Annotated in this window: 20 protein-coding genes; 11 read left to right on the forward strand and 9 right to left on the reverse strand. The window is 43.3% G+C overall.

Features of this window, described 5'->3' with window-relative positions:
- Positions 1-228: 228 nt before the first annotated feature.
- Positions 229-2,454 carry a sodium-translocating pyrophosphatase gene (locus tag NAF19_RS29455; RefSeq protein WP_252793968.1) on the reverse strand — a complete coding sequence of 742 codons (2,226 nt, stop codon included), beginning with the start codon at positions 2,452-2,454 and terminating at the stop codon, positions 229-231.
- Between the two features lie 146 nt (positions 2,455-2,600).
- Here NAF19_RS29455 and NAF19_RS29460 point away from each other — a divergent pair, with 146 nt between their 5' ends.
- Together NAF19_RS29460 and dacB are read left to right on the forward strand one after the other, a co-directional pair.
- Positions 2,601-4,055 carry an APC family permease gene (locus tag NAF19_RS29460; RefSeq protein ID WP_252793969.1) on the forward strand — a complete coding sequence of 485 codons (1,455 nt, stop codon included), beginning with the start codon at positions 2,601-2,603 and terminating at the stop codon, positions 4,053-4,055.
- Positions 4,027-5,439, forward strand: coding sequence for a D-alanyl-D-alanine carboxypeptidase/D-alanyl-D-alanine endopeptidase (gene dacB, locus NAF19_RS29465; RefSeq protein ID WP_252793970.1), 1,413 nt, complete (start codon positions 4,027-4,029; stop codon positions 5,437-5,439). The genes NAF19_RS29460 and dacB overlap by 29 nt, the downstream gene beginning before the upstream one ends.
- A gap of 105 nt (positions 5,440-5,544) precedes the next feature.
- Here the strand turns inward: dacB and NAF19_RS29470 are convergent, their stop codons facing one another.
- Positions 5,545-6,009, reverse strand: a complete 465-nt coding sequence (locus NAF19_RS29470; RefSeq protein ID WP_252793971.1) for a hypothetical protein — start codon at positions 6,007-6,009, stop codon at positions 5,545-5,547.
- A gap of 835 nt (positions 6,010-6,844) precedes the next feature.
- On the opposite strand from NAF19_RS29470, the gene NAF19_RS29475 reads away from it, so the two are divergent.
- Entirely contained in the window at positions 6,845-7,078 is a 234-nt protein-coding gene (locus tag NAF19_RS29475) for a hypothetical protein (RefSeq protein WP_252793972.1), read from the forward strand.
- Positions 7,068-7,400, forward strand: a complete 333-nt coding sequence (locus tag NAF19_RS29480) for an addiction module toxin RelE (RefSeq protein WP_252793973.1) — start codon at positions 7,068-7,070, stop codon at positions 7,398-7,400. The genes NAF19_RS29475 and NAF19_RS29480 overlap by 11 nt, the downstream gene beginning before the upstream one ends.
- 33 nt (positions 7,401-7,433) lie before the next feature.
- Here the strand turns inward: NAF19_RS29480 and NAF19_RS29485 are convergent, their stop codons facing one another.
- Together NAF19_RS29485 and NAF19_RS29490 are read right to left on the reverse strand one after the other, a co-directional pair.
- Positions 7,434-8,141, reverse strand: a complete 708-nt coding sequence (locus NAF19_RS29485) for a hypothetical protein (protein WP_252793974.1) — start codon at positions 8,139-8,141, stop codon at positions 7,434-7,436.
- Positions 8,142-8,184: 43 nt separating this feature from the next.
- Positions 8,185-10,023 carry a UbiD family decarboxylase gene (locus NAF19_RS29490; RefSeq protein ID WP_252793975.1) on the reverse strand — a complete coding sequence of 613 codons (1,839 nt, stop codon included), beginning with the start codon at positions 10,021-10,023 and terminating at the stop codon, positions 8,185-8,187.
- 201 nt (positions 10,024-10,224) lie between these two features.
- Between NAF19_RS29490 and NAF19_RS29495 the strand changes: the two genes are divergently transcribed.
- On the forward strand, positions 10,225-11,061 hold the full coding sequence (locus NAF19_RS29495) for a sulfite exporter TauE/SafE family protein (protein WP_252793976.1): 837 nt from the start codon (positions 10,225-10,227) through the stop codon (positions 11,059-11,061).
- 98 nt (positions 11,062-11,159) lie between these two features.
- Positions 11,160-11,537 (forward strand): DUF1634 domain-containing protein, encoded by a 378-nt coding sequence (locus tag NAF19_RS29500; RefSeq protein WP_252793977.1) that lies wholly within the window; start codon positions 11,160-11,162, stop codon positions 11,535-11,537.
- A 56-nt stretch (positions 11,538-11,593) separates the two neighbouring features.
- On the opposite strand, the gene NAF19_RS29505 is transcribed toward NAF19_RS29500, so the two are convergent.
- Entirely contained in the window at positions 11,594-14,041 is a 2,448-nt protein-coding gene (locus NAF19_RS29505; protein ID WP_252793978.1) for a TonB-dependent receptor, read from the reverse strand.
- 399 nt (positions 14,042-14,440) lie between these two features.
- On the opposite strand from NAF19_RS29505, the gene NAF19_RS29510 reads away from it, so the two are divergent.
- A complete protein-coding gene (locus NAF19_RS29510; RefSeq protein WP_252793979.1) occupies positions 14,441-15,235 on the forward strand; it encodes a HipA family kinase in 795 nt (264 codons plus the stop codon).
- Positions 15,213-15,596 carry a DUF3037 domain-containing protein gene (locus tag NAF19_RS29515; protein WP_252793980.1) on the forward strand — a complete coding sequence of 128 codons (384 nt, stop codon included), beginning with the start codon at positions 15,213-15,215 and terminating at the stop codon, positions 15,594-15,596. Before NAF19_RS29510 ends, NAF19_RS29515 begins: the two co-directional genes overlap by 23 nt.
- Before the next feature lie 74 nt (positions 15,597-15,670).
- Here the strand turns inward: NAF19_RS29515 and NAF19_RS29520 are convergent, their stop codons facing one another.
- The gene (locus NAF19_RS29520) at positions 15,671-16,048 is read right to left on the reverse strand and encodes a hypothetical protein (RefSeq protein WP_252793981.1); all 378 of its coding nucleotides are present in this window, start codon (positions 16,046-16,048) and stop codon (positions 15,671-15,673) included.
- A gap of 179 nt (positions 16,049-16,227) precedes the next feature.
- Here NAF19_RS29520 and NAF19_RS29525 point away from each other — a divergent pair, with 179 nt between their 5' ends.
- A complete protein-coding gene (locus NAF19_RS29525; RefSeq protein WP_252793982.1) occupies positions 16,228-17,520 on the forward strand; it encodes an alpha/beta hydrolase in 1,293 nt (430 codons plus the stop codon).
- A gap of 169 nt (positions 17,521-17,689) precedes the next feature.
- On the opposite strand, the gene NAF19_RS29530 is transcribed toward NAF19_RS29525, so the two are convergent.
- A complete protein-coding gene (locus NAF19_RS29530) occupies positions 17,690-18,163 on the reverse strand; it encodes a DinB family protein (protein ID WP_252793983.1) in 474 nt (157 codons plus the stop codon).
- A 174-nt stretch (positions 18,164-18,337) separates the two neighbouring features.
- Here NAF19_RS29530 and NAF19_RS29535 point away from each other — a divergent pair, with 174 nt between their 5' ends.
- Together NAF19_RS29535 and NAF19_RS29540 are read left to right on the forward strand one after the other, a co-directional pair.
- Positions 18,338-19,225, forward strand: coding sequence for a hypothetical protein (locus tag NAF19_RS29535; RefSeq protein ID WP_252793985.1), 888 nt, complete (start codon positions 18,338-18,340; stop codon positions 19,223-19,225).
- Between the two features lie 155 nt (positions 19,226-19,380).
- The gene (locus tag NAF19_RS29540) at positions 19,381-19,626 is read left to right on the forward strand and encodes a hypothetical protein (protein WP_252793986.1); all 246 of its coding nucleotides are present in this window, start codon (positions 19,381-19,383) and stop codon (positions 19,624-19,626) included.
- A 370-nt stretch (positions 19,627-19,996) separates the two neighbouring features.
- On the opposite strand, the gene NAF19_RS29545 is transcribed toward NAF19_RS29540, so the two are convergent.
- Both NAF19_RS29545 and NAF19_RS29550 read right to left on the reverse strand, forming a co-directional pair.
- On the reverse strand, positions 19,997-20,197 hold the full coding sequence (locus tag NAF19_RS29545; RefSeq protein WP_370362931.1) for a Txe/YoeB family addiction module toxin: 201 nt from the start codon (positions 20,195-20,197) through the stop codon (positions 19,997-19,999).
- Between the two features lie 57 nt (positions 20,198-20,254).
- Positions 20,255-20,458: a DUF2683 family protein gene (locus NAF19_RS29550; RefSeq protein WP_252793988.1), complete on the reverse strand. Its 204-nt coding sequence runs from the start codon at positions 20,456-20,458 to the stop codon at positions 20,255-20,257.
- Positions 20,459-20,667: the final 209 nt, after the last annotated feature.

Genomic DNA, 20,667 nt, shown 5'->3' on the forward strand with positions numbered 1-20,667 from the left:
GACCTGGAAAAGTCCTTAATGAAGGATATCGTTATTATCTGTGGCGGCGACCCTTATAAACTTGACGCAATCCTCAAAAGTGCCCCAGAATAATCTTCCGAACACCCATGGTCACAAGACCAACAACGGCGGAGACAACGGCGGAAAATTAAAATGGGGGTTTTCGCATATTTGATTATACAAAAAAGGGACACCTTTCAGCATCCCTTTTCAATATTCTATAGCAAATTAAGCCTTTTTATCAACCTTAATAACATGTGTTATCACTGAATGTTGCGGCTGTTCTTTTTGAAGGCGCTGGCCGTTATTCAGGTGTGGCGCAATAACCAATGAAACAATCGACATCAGTTTTATAAGGATGTTCATCGACGGACCTGATGTATCTTTGAATGGATCACCTACAGTGTCACCAGTTACCGAAGCTTTGTGCGGTTCTGATTTTTTGTAGTACATCTCGCCGTTTATCAAACAGCCTTTTTCGAATGATTTTTTAGCGTTATCCCATGCACCACCGGCGTTGCTTTGGAAAATACCCATTAACACGCCGGATACAGTTACACCAGCAAGCAATCCTCCCAATACTTCGGGACCGAATGCAAAGCCGATGATAACCGGGGTGATAAGTGCAATAAGACCCGGTGCAACCATCTCGCGGATAGATGCTTTGGTTGATATAGCCACGCATTTTTCGTACTCAGGTTTTGCTTTGTACTCCATAATGCCCGGTATTTCGCGGAACTGGCGCCTAACTTCTTCCACCATTGCCATTGCTGCACGGCCTACTGCCGAGATACACAATGCCGAGAAGATAAAAGGTATCATACCGCCCACAAATAAACCTGCTAATACGTCAGCCTTATAAATATCGATATGCTCGATACCGGCAACACCTACGAAAGCTGCAAATAATGCAAGTGATGTTAACGCTGCTGATGCAATTGCGAAACCTTTACCTGTCGCTGCTGTAGTGTTACCTACGGCGTCGAGGTTATCTGTACGGTGACGAACTTCTTCCGGTAAGCGGCTCATTTCGGCAATACCGCCTGCGTTATCGGCAATTGGGCCGAATGCGTCGATAGCCAGCTGCATTGCTGTAGTTGCCATCATACCTGCGGCTGCAATAGCCACCCCGTATAAACCTGCAAAGTGATACGAACCGTAAATACCTGATGCTAGTACTAATATCGGCAATACTGTTGATTCCATACCTACAGCCAAACCACCGATGATGTTGGTAGCGTGACCTGTTGATGATTGACGGATAATGCTCAACACCGGGCGTTTACCCATTGCAGTGTAATACTCGGTAATCATCGACATTAAAGTACCTACTACCAAGCCAACCACAATCGACATAAATACGCCGTTTTTGGTAAACACCAGCGAACCGGCTTTTACAGCGCCTGCTGCATCCTCGTCGCGCACCATGTGGAACGAATCGTTTGGCAACATCCACTGCACCAAAAAGTAAGTCGCAATTGCTGTTAAAATAATAGAAGCCCAGTTGCCTATGTTTAATGCATTTTGTACGCTATCGGTCTCATTTTTAATTCTTACCATGGCTGCGCCAACTATCGAGAAGATAAGGCCCATGCCCGCAATTACCATTGGTAATAAAATAGGTGCAATACCACCGAAAGCATCATGCGATACAATTTCGCGGCCCAAAACCATGGTTGCAAGCATAGTTGCTACATACGATCCGAACAAATCGGCACCCATACCGGCAACGTCACCTACGTTATCGCCTACGTTATCGGCAATGGTTGCAGGGTTGCGCACGTCATCCTCGGGGATACCTGCTTCAACTTTACCAACAAGGTCGGCGCCAACGTCGGCAGCTTTGGTATAGATACCACCGCCAACACGGGCAAACAATGCGATTGACTCAGCACCTAAAGAAAAGCCGGCTAAAACATCAAGTGCTTTTGCCATAGCTTCGCCGTTAACGCTTCCGCCCGTATTTTTAACATACATGGTATAAAACACAATGAACAACGACCCAAGGCCGATGATTGCCAAACCGGCAACACCTAAACCCATTACTGTACCGCCTGTAAACGACACCTTTAATGCCTGGGCAAGACTGGTACGCGCAGCCTGTGTGGTGCGTACGTTTGCTTTAGTAGCTATACGCATACCCAGGAAACCTGCAAATGCCGATAAAAAGGCACCGCAAACAAAAGAGATTGCAATAATTGGGCTCGATGTAGCTACCGTTGTGCCCGACCATGCCAAAAGGATGCCTGCAACTACCACAAAGTAGCTCAGTATTTTCCACTCGGCACGTAAAAAGGCCATCGCGCCATCGGCAATGTAGCCTGCTAATTGGGCCATATCGCCGTCGCCGGCATCTTGTTTAACCACCCAGGCAGACTTAATGGCCATAAAAAGAATCCCGACCAGTCCGAATACAGGAATTAAATAAATTAAGTAATTGTTCAAAAAATCCATATTTAAAATTTAGTAAATAGTCCAGTTTATTATTTCAGCTTGCAAATATAATTGGTTGCGCAAAATAGCAAATTAATTTCTTTACAATAGCGTGAGAATTATAAAGTTTTTTGAATAGTTTAGAACCTTTAAACTTAAACTAATTGATGGCAAGGACACCTTCACAACCAAAACTAAAACACGAGCTGGGTTTGCTCGACGGCACAATGCTTGTAGCGGGCTCAATGATTGGCTCGGGCATTTTCATTGTAAGCGCCGATATTACGCGTAACGTTGGCTCAGCAGGCTGGCTTATAGCGGTTTGGCTGATAACCGGCTTCATGACCATAACCGCTGCTGTCAGCTACGGCGAGTTAAGCGCGATGTTCCCCAAAGCAGGCGGACAATACGTATACCTTAAAGAATCGTACAATAAATTAATCGCTTTTTTATACGGCTGGAGCTTTTTTGCGGTGATACAAACCGGTACAATTGCTGCAGTAGGCGTGGCATTCTCGAAATTTACAGCGTATTTGATACCAGAGGTGAGCGAAGATAATATATTATTTGGTACGATGATCGGCAGCTGGCACTTTACCATCAGCGCGGCACAATGCGTATCGATTGTGGTTATTTTGCTGCTAACCTTTATTAACACCAAAGGTGTGCAAAGTGGCAAGTTAATACAAAACACTTTTACCATAACCAAGCTTGTAAGTTTGTTCGGCTTGATAATCTTTGGCTTTTTAGCAATCAAAGGCGAAATCTGGCACGCCAACTGGTCGGATGCATGGAACATGCACAGATTAAAGGCCGATGGCAGTGTGGACGTTGTAAACCTGACCATGGCGGCGGCGCTCGGTGCAATTGCAGCATCTATGGTAGGTTCTATTTTCAGCAGCGATAGTTGGAACAACGTGACGTTTATTGCCGGTGAAATGAATAACCCAAAACGTAATGTAGGGCTTAGCCTGTTTTTGGGTACATTGATAGTTACAATTATTTACGTATTGGCCAACGTTATGTACACAGGGGTACTGTCGCTTCACGACATCGCCACTGCGGACAAGGACAGGGTTGCTGTAGCTGCATCGCACGTGATTTTTGGTGATATGGGCACAAAAATTATTGCCATTATGATTATGATATCAACGTTTGGTTGTAATAACGGCTTGATTATGGCAGGTGCCCGTGTTTACTATACAATGGCTAAAGACGGCCTGTTCTTCAAAAAAACCGGTACTTTAAACAAATCAGCCGTGCCCGAGTTTGGTTTATGGATACAGGCTATTGTGGCATCGATACTTTGCATGAGCGGTAAGTATGGCGATTTGCTGGATATGATATCGTTTGTGGTAGTTATATTTTATGTACTTACTATTTTTGGCATATACATATTGCGGGTAAAACGCCCGGATGCAGAGCGGCCATATAAAGCTTTTGGCTATCCTGTTTTGCCGGCTATTTATATGATTATGGGCATAGCATTTTGCATACTACTGATAATTTATAAACCACAGTTTACATGGCCTGGTTTAATTATCGTATTGATAGGCATACCTATTTATTACATAGCACAAGGAAATTCAAAGGATGAGGATACACACGAAGTGCCTGCTTAGCCTTCTTTTTATAACCGGGCAGGCTGCTGCCCAACCATTGGAACAGAAACTGCAATCGGCATTTAGCCGGTTGCAGGCTGATAGCCAGTGTAAATATGCCTCGCTATCGCTTACGGTGCTCGATGCCAAAACGGGCGAAACGGTTTTTACCGCCAACCCCAACATGGGCCTGGCAACTGCATCGACCTTAAAAACTATTACCACCATTACCGCCTTTAATTTATTAGGTAAGGATTTTCAATACCAAACCCAATTCGGCTACAGCGGTATTATTACTTCCGATGGTACCCTAAACGGCGATGTTATTATCAAAGGCGCCGGCGACCCCACCCTTGGCAGCTGGAGGTATGAAAATACCCACGAAAGCCATGTGCTTAGCTTAATGGTTGACGCACTGCAAAAAGCGGGCATCAAAAAAGTAAACGGGCGTATTATTGGTGATGACTCCGTGTTCGGCTCACAATCTATACCCGAAGGCTGGATCTGGATGGACCTGGGCAATTACTATGGCGCAGGCACATCAGGCCTTACCTGGCGCGAAAACCAGTTTGATATTAAATTTCACACCGGCAGGGTTGATTCGCCCATCAGCATAACGCACGAAGTGCCTGCCATGCCTTACCTTAATTTTAAAAGCGAATTGGTAAATGCGCCATCGGGCACCGGCGACAATGCCTATGCTTTTTTACCCGTTGGCGGCAAAACCATGTACCTGCGCGGTACTTATGCGCAGGATCAAAGCAAAAAAAGTATCTCCGCCGCCCTACCCGATCCCGCTTATGACGCTGCATTTCGTTTAATGGACACGCTTAAACGATTGGGCATTTTGGTAAGCAATGAGCCGGAATCAACTACTACACTAACGGCTAAAGGATTGACCTCGCCGCAAGTGATAACAAATTTAACTACCATCCTGTCGCCGCGTTTAAGCCAGATAGTATATTGGCTCAACCAAAAAAGCATTAACCTGTATGCCGAGCAACTGTTAAAAACCATCGCCTGGAAAGCTGGTAAAACACCAAGCACCGGCAACGGCGTTGAGGTAGAGCAGAATTTCTGGAAAGCCCGGGGCATTGACCCACATTCGCTTAACATTGTAGACGGCAGCGGCCTGTCCCCCGGCGACAGGGTGACCACCTTAACGCTTGCAACCATCCTGCAATCAGCCAAAAAAGAAGCCTGGTTCCCTGATTTTTATTCCAGTCTGCCAACTTACAATGATATGAAGATGAAAAGCGGCAGCATATTAAATGTGCTCACCTATGCCGGCTACCATACTTACCACGGTCGCGAGCTTTGCTTTTCGATAATGGTGAATAATTATAACGGAGGCAGTAAGGCAATTAAGGAGAAAATGTTTAGGGTTTTGGATGAGTTGAAGTAGGCCCCCTAACCCCCTGAAGGGGGAACTTTGATGAAGAAAATTAGTGTTGATTTTAATTTTTGCTTTTACAGCTTTTATGATTGGGAAGAATTGGAAGAAAGCAATTTAGTCGGCGTATGTAAAATACAACAAATACCAGGACAGTTCGCTTTCGAGTACATAATATTCGTAAGCGACGCCGAAATCGTATTTAATAAAGTCCAGGTTTATTAACGATATTGATGTGAAGTCAGTTACATCCTGAAGAGCCTTATAAAAATGGTCCGTTATATTTTTGATTTTCTTGTCGGATACAAATTGATTCTCAAATAGCCAGCTTAACAAAGTTTGCCTAAGATTTTTTTCATCGGATAGGGTTATGTTAAAGGGCTGATCGCTAAAAACCTCAAATTCCGTTATAAGACTCGCCTTTAAATCTGACTCGCCTTTTTTTATTTGAATAATATCATATTCATAGGAAAGATTTGATTTAGGCTGATTTAATGAGGCATAAGTATGCAGTATCCCTCGAAGATAGGGAAGGCCAAGGTCTTTTATTTTCGTTGTTACGAAGGTGCCGTTATATTCCATATCTTTTTTTAATAATAGCGAAGCAATTTACTATAAGTTACAATCAGACTTACGAAATTTTTAAAACTTCGTAAGTCTTTCCATTTTCCCAAAGCATATCCCCCGTCAAATTAGTATTACTAAAAGAGGAATTTCTACATCTATGGCTGCCATCCAAATTTTAAAGAAGCAAACATTATCAAATAAAAATGCTGTATCGCCTGTATCGCTGTAGCGACTCCCCTGATGATACACGATACAAAAACCTTTCTATATGTGTATCATCAATGAATATGATAGCTGACGATTTTGACTTGCTGTATCGGTTGTATTGCCAGGTTGAACAATACAGTGATACAATACAGTAATTATCAATATCAGTATTTAAAGGATTTATATTGAATAGTTTATATATAAATCAAGCTTAAGCTATCTTCAATAAGGTTATGGTGATTATCAGTTGCATATATATAATTACCTATAAATTATATTAATATATACATTATTTGAATGTACATAGGGTAACTATATACGCATTGATACCAATTGACCTTGATTAAGACTGTTCTGTATCACTGTGTCATTCAGTGTAGCAATACAGGCGATACAATACGCAAATCTATTCCAGGATTATTATTCAACAAGTGTAAACTCTTTTAGGATGAGATACACCTTCTCAATTATTTAAGCTTTTACCTGGTAATTTAAGCTGTTCTGTATCGTCGTATCATTCAATGTAGTAATACAGGCGATACAGAAACTAACGAAATTTAAAAAAGGCACGAGCCTTTTGTCTCCCCATGGTTTCTCACAGAGTATCCTGTTTGTTTCTATTAAATAATTCGTAAATTTGATTATGAACTTACAGGCCGAAAAACTTGAAGTAGTGCGAATGATACTGGATACCGATGATAAAAATATTATCAGTGAGGTAAAATCTTTGTTTAAAAAAAGTCTCAAATCAAATAATAAAACTGCAGAATTAGATACGTTCTACGATGGGTTTAGGGACGGCATTCGTGATGTAAAGCTATCGTTAGAAGGAAAAATCGAATTAAAAGACGCTGATACCTGGCTTAATGAGCTTTAAGATAATAATTACGAGGAACTTTGAAAAAGAAGCGAAACCTCTTGCCAAAAAATATCCTTCCTTCAAAAAAGACATAACAAAATTAATTAAAGCGCTTAAAATCAACCCAGAAGAAGGAACACCATTAGGAAATAATCTGTACAAAGTCCGGGTAGCAATTGAAAGTAAAAATCGCGGCAAGTCGGGAGGTGCAAGGGTTATTACCCATCTCATTTTCGAAAACGAAAGAGTGTATTTAGTTTCTATTTACGACAAAGCCGAATACGACACTTCCGACACAAGCCTGTTGCTGAAAATATTGAAAGAGGAAGGCCTTAGGTAAGTTAAGGCTACAGTCCTCTCTGCGAAAAAACCTTCATATCCCCGCCTTTATACTATTAAACGGCACACCCAACCCATCGTTGGCAAACTGGGTAAGCACGCTGTCTTTCAGCATCATATAATCACCGTGCTGGGTTACTATCCACTTTTCTATGTTGCCATCTTTAACTTTCTGGGGGATGGTTTTGGATACCACCTTTGCTGCAGAATCCAGCTCGATGATGTATACTTCCCTTTTTTCGTCCAGTGGGTCATCAAATGGGATGATGACGGTGTGGTTATAATCGTCAATAAAGCGGCCGAGCACATTTTTAGCAATAATTTCATCGGGCTTAAGGCCTAACAAATGCTTTGCCTTTTCCTGGTTTAAGCCAAATATTTTTAAGCGAACAACGTTGCCATCATCATCTTTCAATGTATCAAACGATGCCACCTGGTTTGCGTTGATGAATTTAGCAGATGCATAATAACTATGCTCACCGGCGCTGGTTTCGGTATTGCCCGGCAGCAGGAAGCTGATATGCAGGTTTGGTAGCTGGGCACTGTCTTTTTTTACTTTGCCGGCTATAAGGATTAACTGGGCCGGTGTCATCCTGTTGGCGATATGCACATTTACTGTTGTAGCGGTATCAGTCTTAAATATTTTTGATACGGTGTAATGGGGTATGTCCTGCGGTTTTTTGCAGGCGAACAAGCCTGCTATTAAACAAAATACTATTATGCTATTTCTCAAATTTTTCATTTTTTAAACTAATCTCTTGTCTCTAATCTCTAATTAACTAACCTTAAATAATACCATACAAAGCCCCTCCCTTTTCCCCCATCTTATCCACCAATTTCTCCACCTCCGGGTCTTTAACCAGCACAGGCGCATGATGCGGCTTTATACGGGCGTCAATAATCAGCGGGCCGTTACAGCCCCAGTGCTTATGTTCAGTAAAACTTTTAATACCATAAATATCGTGCGAGGGGTTGCTGCGGGTAAAGGTTACCCATACAAAGTTATTGATGCTTTGGGCAACGAAATCCGCATCATCACAAAGCACCATTAGCGGCAGGCCGTTAAGTTCTGCATCCCGCAAATGTTCATCCAGGATCTCCAGCATCAAAGGCATATCGCTGGTGCGGATATTTTTGGGTACTTCAACCGCCAATACACCGGGCATTACCATTTTGTATTTTTCGAATGGTCGCGGAAGACTGAAATCTGCAGGTAAATCGTTCCATAGTTCCCTCTTAACTTCACCTGCTACTGCTACTGCCACCTTACTTCCGGTGTTTAAACCGCTGCCACTGTAATCTAAAGTATCGATGGTGGTATTGGTGTAAAAGTGCAGGTCGCGGGTAAGGTCTATCCGTTGCAGGATATGTTTTAAAAATCCGCCGATATCATTTACATTTAGCGTTGGATCATCTTCCTGCGCGGCAATAAACAGGTATTTGGCCAGGCTTAGCTGTCCTTTACCTAATATGTGGTTGGCTATGGTTAAAATCTCCTGCGGACGGCGCTCGTTGCTATATGGTGTATAACGTTCGCTGCCAATGGCAAACAAAAGCGGGTGTACACCGGCAGCATCCACAGCATTTACCGCGTGAAGTCCCGGTATTTCCTTCGGGATGGCTGAACCCGTAATCTCATGGATCAGCGCCCCAAAACTGGTATCTTCCTGCGGCGGGCGGCCAACTACCGTAAATGACCAAATGGCGTCCTTACGGTGATAAACATTATGCACCTTTAACAGCGGGAAAGGATGCTTTAAACTGTAATAACCCAAGTGATCGCCAAAAGGGCCCTCAGGTTTATTATCATGTGGCATAACGGTACCGGTTATCACAAAATCAGCATCCGCCGAAATGCAAAAGCCATCATCATCATAAAAATAACGGAAACGGCGATTGCCCAGCGCCCCGGCGAAAGTCATTTCAGACAGCCCCTCGGGCAGCGGCATTACCGCAGCAACCGGGTGTGACGGCGGGCCACCTACAAATATGCTAACCTTTAGCGGCTGCCCTTTAGCGTTTGCTTTTGTCTGATGAACGCCAATCCCCCTGTGCAACTGGTAATGCAGGCCGATTTCTTCGTTCATGATATAATCATTCCCGCCCAGCTGGATGCGGTACATGCCCAGGTTGGCATTCATGATACCTGGCTTGTCAATATCTTCGGTATACACCTGCGGCATGGTAACAAAGGGACCACCATCGTTGGGCCAGTTTACTATCTGCGGTATATCGCTTATTTTACATTTTGCAAAGTTAATAGGTGCACCTCGGCCCACTTTCATAGGTAATGCCGACAGTGCCGTTAACCCCACCCCGGCATATTTAAAAGGATTTTTTATCGCCTTTAACGGATCAGACTTTAAATCGACCAGCGTTTTAATTTTGTCCAGCGTGTCCCTGAAAATAAACTTCGACCTGTCCAGTGTGCCAAACAGGTTTGATACCGCCGGGAATTTACTTCCTTTTACATTTTCGAAGAGTATAGCCGGCCCCTCATGCTCAAACACGCGCAGGTGGATGGCGGCCATTTGCAGGTAAGGGTCAACCTCTTCCTTAATACGAATTAAGCGACCGTGTTTTTCCAGGTCGGTAACGCAGGCTTGTAAACTTTTGTAGCTCATGTTTGTGGGGCAAATGTACAAAATGCGGCGGGGATTTATTGCGCCGGCCCTTCCCTATTACTGCCGGCTTTCCCTCATTTTCATGTCATTAAATCAGCATATCTTCAAATCGTGTCCTCCAGTAAATCTATAGACAAACATTAAAGTAAGTGCTTAAAAAAAGTTATTATTACTTTAGCAGCGTCCTATTTTTTCAATGGTATGTCGGTAATTTTATTTACAGTAATTATCCTAATTGGCTCCTATTTTGCAGGTTTGCTGGGCTCATTAACCGGGCTTGGCGGGGGCGTTGTAATTATACCATTGCTTACCCTTTTGCTAAATGTCGATATTCATTATGCCATAGGCGCATCTTTGGTATCGGTTATTGCCACGTCGTCGGGTTCGGCAGCGGCTTATGTAAAAGAGGGCATTACCAATATGCGCCTGGGTATGTTTTTGGAGATTGCCACCACCGCAGGGGCTATGGTTGGCGCCATCCTTGCAACGCATATCCCAACCCATTACATCGCCATTTTATTTGGTGTGATACTAACCGCATCTGCCATATTATCGCTGCGAAAAAAGGCAGAGCACATCGTCACCCAAAAAAGCTACCTGGCCGAAAAGCTGAAACTTAACAGTAATTACCCCAACAACGGTGGCACGATTGAATATAGCGTGACCAATGTTGCAGGCGGTTTTTTTATGATGATTTTTGCCGGCACCATTTCCGGGTTAATTGGTATAGGATCAGGCGCGCTTAAAGTGATAGCCATGGATACCATTATGCGTATACCCTTCAAGGTATCAACCACCACCAGTAATTTTATGATAGGTGTTACCGCATCGGCAAGCGCAGTTGTTTATTTACAACGGGGATACATCCACCCCGCGCTGGTTATGCCGGTGGTTATCGGGGTATTAATTGGTGCGTTTACAGGCTCTAAAATATTGGTAAAAACAAAATCATCGGGCTGGCTAAGGTGGGTGTTTGCCATTGTGGTAACCTTTTTGGCCGGGCAAATGATTTATAACGGAATAACGGGGAAGATTTGAGAGGAAAAAGTCCATGGACCATAGACGATAGACCATGGCAGAAATATACTAAGCGAAAATTTACTATGGTCTATGGACCATGGACTATGGACTAAAAAATGAAATTCAAAGACACCGACATACAATCACTCATAGGCAAGGTGCTGCGCGGCGGCATGATTGTATCCATGAGCATAGTTCTTTTCGGGGGGATATTTTATGTGGTACGGCATGGGCATTCTATTCCTGATTATAAAAAATTTAATGGCATCCCGCCTTTTATGCAACATGCAGGCAGTCTAATAGTCGCGGCAACTAATTTAAAAGGACAGGCAATTATTCAATTGGGTATTGTTTTGTTGATCGCTACGCCAATTTTACGGGTTGTATGCTCAACTATTGGCTTTGTACTGGAAAAGGATTACCTGTATGTGGGTATCAGTTTGCTGGTGTTGCTGATTATTTTCGCCAGCATGATGGGCGGCCGTGTTGGTTAGTCAGAAGTCCCTGGCTTAAGACTCAAGACTATCGACTTAGGGCTTAGGACTCTGCACTAATTCCCTCCCCCGTTACCAATCCGCTTTTGTTCTTCCTCGTTACCAGTACGGTGATCGGCAGCTGCTTTTACAGTGGTTTTGCCAAAGCGGTAACTAAACGTAAGGCGGGCTACCTGGCTCTCCTTTTTATCAACAATGGTTTGATTAAGGTTTTGATAGTTAGTTTGCGCTCTGTCTCTCTGGGTGTTAAACACATCGAGAACATTTAACCTCAGGGTTCCGCGTTTATTAAATAATTGGGTGCCCAGTCCCGCATCAACCCTGTATTGGGCCTTATTTTGGTTGATACCATAAAAGTTGGGCGATTCATACACGCCTGTAATTGAAGCGTTTACTCCAGCCCCTAGTTTAAAACTTTGAATGGTGTTAAATATAACATCCTGCGTCCCTTTGTTTAAGTTGCCATTTTGGGGATAGGCCACGTAACGCTGATAGGAGGCGTCTATATGAAAATAAGCGTTCCACCAGGCGTTAACAGCTACCGGCGCCGAAAATCTAATACCATAGTTGTATATCCTGCCGAAATTGGTGTGCGTAAGTATGCTCACTTTCGAAGTGTCGTTTTGCTCGTAAAAGCCAAAATCGTAAGCATCGCTGATTATCGTAGCATACAATGATGTAGTAATAATTTTTTTGTAGGTATGGCTAAGCTCGATGTTATTCGAATATTCCGGCTTTAAGTTGGGGTTACCGCTGCGGTAATCGTACAAGTCAATATAATATAAAAAAGGGTTTATCTCCTCGTAAGCGGGCCGGCCAATACCGCGGTTGTAGCTTAACGAAAGTTCATTTTTATCATTAATATGGTAAGTTACCAGCGTTTGGGGGAACACGCTGAAATAATCCCTGCTTATTTTTGAATTCATGGTGACGGAGTTACCATTACTGGTGGTTTGCTCGCCCCTTACGCCTATTGTTAGGTCAACCTTGTTAAACTTATTTTGATAGTTTAGATAGGCTACGTTTATGTTTTCGGTGTAGTAAAAATGGTTGCTCAAATTTGGGTTGGGTATATATTCATTACCCACTTTAGGGCCAAAAATCAAGTCGTTATTACTACTCACATGGCTGTTTTTAACGCCGGTTTCCAGCGTGGAGGTTTTTGAAAGCGGCGTAGAAAAGTCAAGCTTTGAAAGCCAGATATGGATTGTTGACGGCGAAAGGTTTTCCAACAACAGGTCTGCACGATAGGGGCTCCAGTCGGCTTTATAAAACTGGTTGGTAATATACTCAGACGAACTGCGGTTAAAGGTAGTATAGTTCAGGTCGGCCATTAAAGTTGTGCCGGCTTTGTCGAGCTTGCCGCTGTAGTTTATATTGTAATTTATTTTGGTAACATGCCTGCTTAAAGCAGAATTGGCTGTAATAATTGAGTCGAGGCTGCCCTGGTTACTAATGTTAAGACCGTTATTTTTGGTAAAATCGTCATGCCGCGACATCCCGTTTATCAAAAAACCGATGGTATGTTTGGGCGATATAAAAACATCGGCCCCCAGGTTAAAACCGCTGTTGGTGCTTTGCTGAACATTCCTGTAGTTAACATCGTAATTGCTTAATACACCATCAAAGTTGATAAACCTGTTGGTCATGATGTTGCGGAAAGTCTTATCTGCCGTAAAGTTGTAACTGCCAAAAACGTTAAACTTGTCCATACGGTCGTTAAACGCTATGCCAATATTGCTTTTGTAGTATTTACCATAGCCGGCTGTGGCGGTTATCGAGCCATTGGCGCCTACATTGGTACCTTTTTTAAGCACAATATTCACTATCCCCCCGCTGGATGCATCATATTTTGCCGACCCTGCAGTAATCAGTTCAATCCTGTCAATTGCGCTCGATTGCAAACTGCGGAGGTAGGTAGCCAGGTCATCGCCCGTTAAACTGGTGGCTTTACCGTCGATGGTTACCAATGCATTTTGCCTGCCTATAATGTTTATGTTGTTACTGTTATCAACCCTTACTCCCGGCGATTGCCTTAAGATTTCGAGCACCGAACTTCCTTCGGCAGTTAAGCTATTGGGAATATTGATCGTTATCTTTCCGGGCCGCACTTCAATTTCGGGCCGGGTGCTTGATATGGTAACTTCTTTAAGCTGATTGGAGGATGGCTTTAATACAATCTCCGAAACTCTAAACGTTTTGTCTTCCTCAAGTTCGTATGGGCCTGCATACACCCTGTTAAAACCTATCATAGTTGCCAGCAGCAGGTAGCTATCGGCCGGTACATCATCAAACCGGTAACGACCGTTTTTGCCGATAATGGTGGAGCTTACTATCGATGAGTCGCGGGCTTTTAATAAAATTATGGTTGCTGATTCGGCGGGAACTCTGGCGTCTGTTAAAACCTTACCCTGTATAGATGAAAGCGCCACTTGCGCGTGTGCATTATCAAAAGTAACGGCCAGAAGTATAGCCCATAAAAGGCACACCGTGATAAGCTTCATTAACAGTTTTTATACAAGTTTACTATAAATTTACCTTTAAATTAAATTGACTACAATATAGCAACATTAATTAACCCGGTAAACATAAAAGGCTTTTTACGTATAGGTGGTGATAAAAGTTCGTTACAAATATATCAAAATATTTGTTTTACAGGTTAACATATTACATAAATGTTAATTTAAAATAATTATTTAAGCGTACAGGTTAAATAATTGTATTTCAAACACTTTAAATACCCGTAGGTTATTATTAAAGAATGAATATCCGGCGCAATAAGCGCTGCCATAAATTATGTGTATTAATAATACTTGTAAATTGAGCTCCCTCAAAAGCCGTATTTCGCGAATATGATTAGCGCAATTGGATTAAATTCGTGTAATTCGTGTTAATTATTATTTATGGATTTAAAACCACAGCTGCGTACAGTAAACGTTACCCGTTATGTTACGCCCCTGCGCGAAGGCGGCTCGCTGCCTGCTATTGCCGAGGCCGATGACGGCTTTTTATACGTGTTAAAATTTCGCGGTGCGGGCCAGGGAGCAAAAGCATTGGTTGCCGAATTAATTGGGTGCGAAATTGCCCGTGCCTGCGGTTTAAAAGTGCCTGAAGTGGTATTTGCCAACCTGGATGAAGCCTTTGGCCGTACCGAACCTGACGAAGAAATACAGGATTTATTAAAAGCCAGTGTTGGCCTTAACCTTGCGTTGCATTACCTGTCGGGGGCTATAACGTTTGACCCTGCTATTTCACCTATTGATGCAACACTGGCATCGCAGATTGTTTGGCTCGATTGCCTGCTGACGAATGTCGACCGCACGCCACGCAATACCAATATGCTGATCTGGCACCGTGAATTATGGCTGATTGATCACGGTGCGGCTTTATATTTCCATCACTCGTGGCATAACTGGCTCGAAGCTGCCAAAAAACCATTTTTACAGGTAAAGGATCATGTATTGTTATCACGCGCAACGCAGTTAACCGAAGTTGACGCTGCATTTAAGCAAATACTTACCGGCGAACGCATACGGGCTATTGTAGAGGTGATACCTGACGAATGGCTCACCGGCGAATCCTCATTTGAAACACCCGCACAATACCGCGAGGCTTATATCGAATTTTTAACCACGAGATTGGAGCATTCATCAATTTTTGTAAACGAAGCACAACATGCAGCAGAAAACATTATTTGAGTATGCCGTAATACGCGTTGTGCCCAGGGTAGAACGCGAGGAGTTTTTGAACATAGGGGTGATAGTATATTGTGCCAAACAAAAGTTTTTGCAGGCCCGCTACCATTTAGACGAGGCCAGGCTGCAATCGTGCCATAAAGATTTGGATATTGATGAACTGAAGCAACACCTCTGCTCGTTTGAGCGCATTTGTAACGCGGATAAGGATGCAGGGCCGATTGGTAAGCTTGATATGGCGTCGCGCTTCAGGTGGCTGACCGCTACCCGCAGTACAGTATTGCAAACATCAAAAGTGCACCCGGGGATGACCGACGATGCTTTGGCGACTTTAGAAAGATTGTTTGGCCAGTTGGTGTTGTGAGGATGTTAATTTGAAGAGGTGTTGATTTGATGATTTGAAAATTGGAAAAAGAGCCAACTGCCAACTACAAACTACTACTTCTTCTGCTCTTCATGTTCAGCTTCCAGGCGCACCTTCTTTAAGTCAACGCGTACCAGGGCAAAAAGGCTCATGTACACATTGGCTACAAATACCAGGGCAAAACCGGCAATGAGGTAGCCGCGCCAATCAGTAAACAACAATTTGTATTGGGTGATGAACAGCATGATAACAGTTACATAATGGCTGAAACAATACTCGCAGGTGAACAGGTAAAAAAACTTGCGCTCGGCTATGGATTTGCCGTTGTGGCAGCGTTTAAGGCAATACTCCCGTGGCTCGCGAAAAACCTCTTCGTGGGTAACCGTCCATGCCATACAGGCAATGGGGATAGCCAATAAAAACAACCATGCAACCTGTGTGCTTAATTCCATGGTAGTAAAATGTAAAATGCATGAAAATGTTTTAGTTTTGATTTTGGGGATTTCACCAATTATTGTGTAATTACCCCGATTAATCAGCGTAATCAACGAAATCAATCCTAATCAGCGGTTCGTAATCATAATTTTTACTAATTTCGGAACTGCAAGTTTTTATCCCTGAAAATCCTTAAATGAAGAAAACAATATTTTTTGTGGTTACCCTGCTTTTAGCTGTAAAGGCTATTGCACAGGCCGAACCTGCCAACTATATGGCTGCTGTTACCCGGTTTACCCAATACTATAACCATGACCAGCCCGACAGCATTTTCGCGATGTTTAGTACCGAAATGAAGGCTTCACTGCCGCTGGAGACTTTTAAGCCCACTACTATCCAGCTAAAATCGCAATATGGCAACCTGCTTAAAACCGAGTTTGTAAAAGTTACATCGCAATTGGTAGTGTATAAGGCTACTTTTCAAAACAGCACATTTTTGCTGAACCTGGCACTTAACCCTCAAAATAAGTTGACCGGCCTGCTGCTTGGCCCTTACAAGCCCGAAGACAACGCAAAGACCGGTGTAACGCTCGATCCATCGCTTGATGAAACACCTATTGTACTAAAGACTTTAACCGGCACCATTTCGGGCTCGCTGGTGATGCCAAAAAATCCGTCGGGCAAAATACCGCTGGTACTGATTTTAGCCGATTCAGGACCTACCGACAGGGATGGCAATAACACTAAAACAGGCGCAGCCGGCAACACTTATAAAATGCTGGCTAACGATTTGGGCAAAAACGGCATAGCAACGGTACGTTATGACAAGCGCCTGGTTGGCGCCAGCGTTACCAAAAGCAAGGAGTCGGAATTACGGTTGGAGGATTATGGCGATGATGCACTGGGCCTCACCAATATGCTGAACGACGACCAGCGTTTCTCGAAAATAATATTGTTTGGCCATGGCGAAGGCGCACTGGTTACTTCACTTATTACAAACGACGTACCTGCCAAAGGCGTTATTGCCGCCGAATGGGCAGCCGACCCGGGAGACAAATTATTAAGGGACCAGCTAAAAGGTAAAGCCGGCTTTTTACAGGATGAGTTTAAGGCTTTTATGGATAGCCTTCGTAAGGGCAAGCTGACACCAAACATCGACCCGGCATTGTATTACATTGCCAGGCCAAGCATACAGAACTTTATAATGAGCTATTGCCGCTACGACCCTTTACGTGGGGTAAAACGGATAAAAGTGCCGCTGCTGCTGATACAGGGAACTACCGACAAAATGGTTAATCTTGAAAATGGCCGCAGGTTTAAAAAATCAAAATCAGACGCTACATTGATAGAGATAAAGGGCATGAACCATATTTTGAAAGATGCCCCCGACGATGACGAACAAAACGTTGCCACCTACAGCAAACCCGACCTGCCATTAAGCGCCGGGCTTGTACCGGCTATTGTGGAGTTTGTGAATAAGGTGAGATAAAAACATCAGTTATCGTCATTGCGAGGAACGAAGCAATCTTTACGCGTGCTGATCAAGGAGCAAAAGCTTTGTGGCGACCTGTCAGCCGCATTTTGATCTTCACAAACATAGCGGTTAGTCGATTGTCCTGTGCAGAGATTGCTTCGTTCCTCGCAATGACGAGTGTCGCTTACTTCCAATCGTCCAGCAATCTTCGTATCACTATAATTTCACCAATATGATAAGCGTTATGGTCGGCAATTTGCAGGGCCTCGCGCAGGATGGATTGGCCGTCGCCATGTTCAAGGGGCTGGTAAATATCGCTGTGCTCCAGCAATTCAATAAACTCATCTAAATCATCATCAATTTGTTTAAGGGCGCCGTTCCAGGCATCATCATCTTCGGGGGTAACTTCCTTCGGCCAGTATTCGTCGGGCCACTTTGGCGATTGGTGATCGGCATCCTTACAAAAACGCATCATGTCCCACTGGGCAATGCGGATATGCTCAACCAGTTGCCATATGGTGTAAGGCATATTGTCGGGCTTAACGCCGCGCAATTTGGGGTTTAATCCTTTTATTGCTTCGTGAAACGAGGCGTGGGCACTGCCGCCCTGCAGCAGCTTTGAGATTTCGTTGATTAATATTTTATGCTGATTTTCCATCGGGGTTGTTTAAGAGGTTAACAAATATAGGAGGATTTGGTTGGGGCGTTTGGAAAAGACTGAAAGCTCGCCAGATCACGGGCATCATCCCAGTCCGGCCAGTTTAATATTTGGCCTGGTACGGCCATTAAACAATTATTTTGCGTTAGTTTAGCGGTGCAAAGGCCTTCACAAATGAAAAACCAGGTAATTTATATTTTGATGCTTTTGATACTTGTTGCTTGCGGGCGGACAGGCAGCAAAGTGGTTAAAAAAGAAAACATCCGCCTTAAAAATGATACCAGCCACGTTATTGCGGGGGGTATCTCGCCGGCAAGCGATACGCTGGCAATTCCGGATGATACCATTCCTAAAGTGGCAGTCCCGCCGGATGCTATACAAGTGGTAACCAATGCCAATGCTATTACCGATACTACTGATGGAATAAAAACCGTACAATGTGCCAGTTACGGCGCGGATGATGTTGATGCAAATATTGCCAAACTAAAATGGAAGGGCCTGTTTGAAACTAAAGGCAACTATTTTATAAATGATACCCGGGTAAAGTTTACACAACAACATTCAGACCTGGATACCGGCAATGCTAATACCGGCTGGCGGATTAACAGCAATATTAAAGCTAACAATGTAATTTTAATATCGGGCGCAAAAGGCCTTATAAACGGCCCTGTTAAAATGGCCCTGCTCTCGAAAAGATTGCCTGCGGCGGGCCAAAAGCTCCAGTTTACATACAACGGCGTTTCTTATGTGCTTTACACAACAGGGCGAAAAACCGGCGGGTTAGTTTACAATTACAAGTTACACCTGCTGGCAAATGTTAAGGGCAAGTGTTTTAACCAGGTGCTGAAAGCATTACCGGCCGACGTATCGTTTGGTGGCGTGGGCGACATGTCGGAAGATATAGCGATTGATTTTGCGGGGGATCTCGACGGAGATAAAATTCCTGATTTTATCATCAGCCGTTCGGGTTATTCTTATGGTTATACTGAGTTGTATTTGTCGCGGCCGGCCGGGAGCAAGGCCATTTTAAAGTTGGTCTCCGAGTCGGGGGTTTCTGATTAACAACGCGTAGCCTGTCAAAAAATACCATTTTCCCCAAAGCTAAAAAAGCTCATTCTGCTGTTTTTTCCAATATTTTTAGTACATTGTAACTTTTACGGTTATTATTTGTTAAGCAACAGTTAATAAACCGTTTTATTTTAAAATTCATTTATCAAATGGCAGCCAAAAACTCTACCCCGGCTACGGCAGTAAAAAAGGAAAATTTCGTAACCAAATTTGGCGAAATTGTAAAAGGCAACGAAAAACTGAGGGACAATTATAAGATCCAGTTTTTTGATACCGCCGCAAAAAGCAACTATGTAATCAATGGGCTCAACGGAAAATCAATGAACGTGCTTGAGGCTTTAACGCTGGAAGAACGGGAAGAATACAAGGTTTTGAAAAGCAGCTGGCAGGATTAAACCGAGACCGGAACCGGGATTAAACGGATTAAGCGGATTTTCTGGATACTTGTCTGCTGTAGAATTCCTGAACCGGAATTTTTCACTTGTTGTTTATTTGCTAAGGCGTTCAGGTGGGCTTCGCCGTTAAGCTAATTTATGGGATGCCTTTATTGTCCGAACCTTGATTTTTCACCTGTTAATTGTTTTTTAGCCGAGTTAAAGATGGCTTCGCCGTTTGCTTGATTTTAGGATTAAAGCATGCTATACGCCGTAGGTAATCGTAAAAATCCTTTAATCCGAAGAATCATGGTTCAGAATTTTGTCCGTCCGTTTTCCGGGACGACTGAATGCGGACAAGTTTCCGGACACCGCTCGCTAAACTGTTACCTTATTTCTGACTATAATGTCCCATCGCCGAAATAACAAAAACCGTTACTATTTCTTCATGTACTTTGTAAATCAGCCTGTCTTTTTGATTTATTTTTCGCGACCAAAAACCGGATAGTTCATACTTTAAGGGTTCGGGATTCCACGTACCGTTATATGGGGTTTCGGTAAGCTCAATAAGTATTTTTTCGATCTTTTTTATACTTCCATTGTCTCCCGATTTGTAGTGTTTATGTTAAATGCTGCTCAGCCAGCTCTTCTATTTTAAGTTTAAACTGCCCCATACATCTTTATCGTCTATTTCTTTATAGTTGCCTCTTTTCTCAGCCTTTTTTACCATAGCCACAAAATCAGGGTCGTAAGGGCTCTCCTTTGTTTCTACGCTAATCTTCCAGGCTTTAGCCAGTGCCTTCAGCGCCACCAGTTGCTCCTTGCTTTTGGGATGCATGATTAATGTTTCCATAAATCAAATTTACTTATTATGTGAAAAGTGTGCTAATTTTTATTGTCCGCCCCTTGATTTTTCAAGCTTGGTTTGTTATTAAAGGCATTCAAGAAGGCTTCACCGTTTGCTTGATTTTAGGTTTGAAAGATGCCTATCGGCCGTAAAATTGTCTGAACCTTGATTCACACGATTAAAGGATGCCTGTCCGATGTAAGTTATCAAGAAAA

The organism is Mucilaginibacter flavidus (genome assembly GCF_024055575.1).
In the GTDB taxonomy this organism is placed as follows: domain Bacteria; phylum Bacteroidota; class Bacteroidia; order Sphingobacteriales; family Sphingobacteriaceae; genus Mucilaginibacter; species Mucilaginibacter flavidus.

Excerpts from the sequence above, each read along its gene's own strand:
- NAF19_RS29510 (WP_252793979.1), top strand. The coding sequence starts at position 14,441 with ATGGATTTAAAACCACAGCTGCGTACAGTAAACGTTACCCGTTATGTT.
- NAF19_RS29485 (WP_252793974.1), bottom strand. The coding sequence starts at position 8,141 with ATGAAAAATTTGAGAAATAGCATAATAGTATTTTGTTTAATAGCAGGC.
- NAF19_RS29530 (WP_252793983.1), bottom strand. The coding sequence starts at position 18,163 with ATGGAAAATCAGCATAAAATATTAATCAACGAAATCTCAAAGCTGCTG.
- NAF19_RS29535 (WP_252793985.1), top strand. The coding sequence starts at position 18,338 with ATGAAAAACCAGGTAATTTATATTTTGATGCTTTTGATACTTGTTGCT.
- NAF19_RS29480 (WP_252793973.1), top strand. The coding sequence starts at position 7,068 with ATGAGCTTTAAGATAATAATTACGAGGAACTTTGAAAAAGAAGCGAAA.
- NAF19_RS29515 (WP_252793980.1), top strand. The coding sequence starts at position 15,213 with ATGCAGCAGAAAACATTATTTGAGTATGCCGTAATACGCGTTGTGCCC.
- NAF19_RS29460 (WP_252793969.1), top strand. The coding sequence starts at position 2,601 with ATGGCAAGGACACCTTCACAACCAAAACTAAAACACGAGCTGGGTTTG.
- NAF19_RS29505 (WP_252793978.1), bottom strand. The coding sequence starts at position 14,041 with ATGAAGCTTATCACGGTGTGCCTTTTATGGGCTATACTTCTGGCCGTT.
- NAF19_RS29520 (WP_252793981.1), bottom strand. The coding sequence starts at position 16,048 with ATGGAATTAAGCACACAGGTTGCATGGTTGTTTTTATTGGCTATCCCC.
- NAF19_RS29550 (WP_252793988.1), bottom strand. The coding sequence starts at position 20,458 with ATGGAAACATTAATCATGCATCCCAAAAGCAAGGAGCAACTGGTGGCG.
- NAF19_RS29470 (WP_252793971.1), bottom strand. The coding sequence starts at position 6,009 with ATGGAATATAACGGCACCTTCGTAACAACGAAAATAAAAGACCTTGGC.
- NAF19_RS29490 (WP_252793975.1), bottom strand. The coding sequence starts at position 10,023 with ATGAGCTACAAAAGTTTACAAGCCTGCGTTACCGACCTGGAAAAACAC.
- dacB (WP_252793970.1), top strand. The coding sequence starts at position 4,027 with ATGAGGATACACACGAAGTGCCTGCTTAGCCTTCTTTTTATAACCGGG.
- NAF19_RS29500 (WP_252793977.1), top strand. The coding sequence starts at position 11,160 with ATGAAATTCAAAGACACCGACATACAATCACTCATAGGCAAGGTGCTG.
- NAF19_RS29475 (WP_252793972.1), top strand. The coding sequence starts at position 6,845 with ATGAACTTACAGGCCGAAAAACTTGAAGTAGTGCGAATGATACTGGAT.
- NAF19_RS29455 (WP_252793968.1), bottom strand. The coding sequence starts at position 2,454 with ATGGATTTTTTGAACAATTACTTAATTTATTTAATTCCTGTATTCGGA.
- NAF19_RS29540 (WP_252793986.1), top strand. The coding sequence starts at position 19,381 with ATGGCAGCCAAAAACTCTACCCCGGCTACGGCAGTAAAAAAGGAAAAT.
- NAF19_RS29525 (WP_252793982.1), top strand. The coding sequence starts at position 16,228 with ATGAAGAAAACAATATTTTTTGTGGTTACCCTGCTTTTAGCTGTAAAG.
- NAF19_RS29495 (WP_252793976.1), top strand. The coding sequence starts at position 10,225 with ATGTCGGTAATTTTATTTACAGTAATTATCCTAATTGGCTCCTATTTT.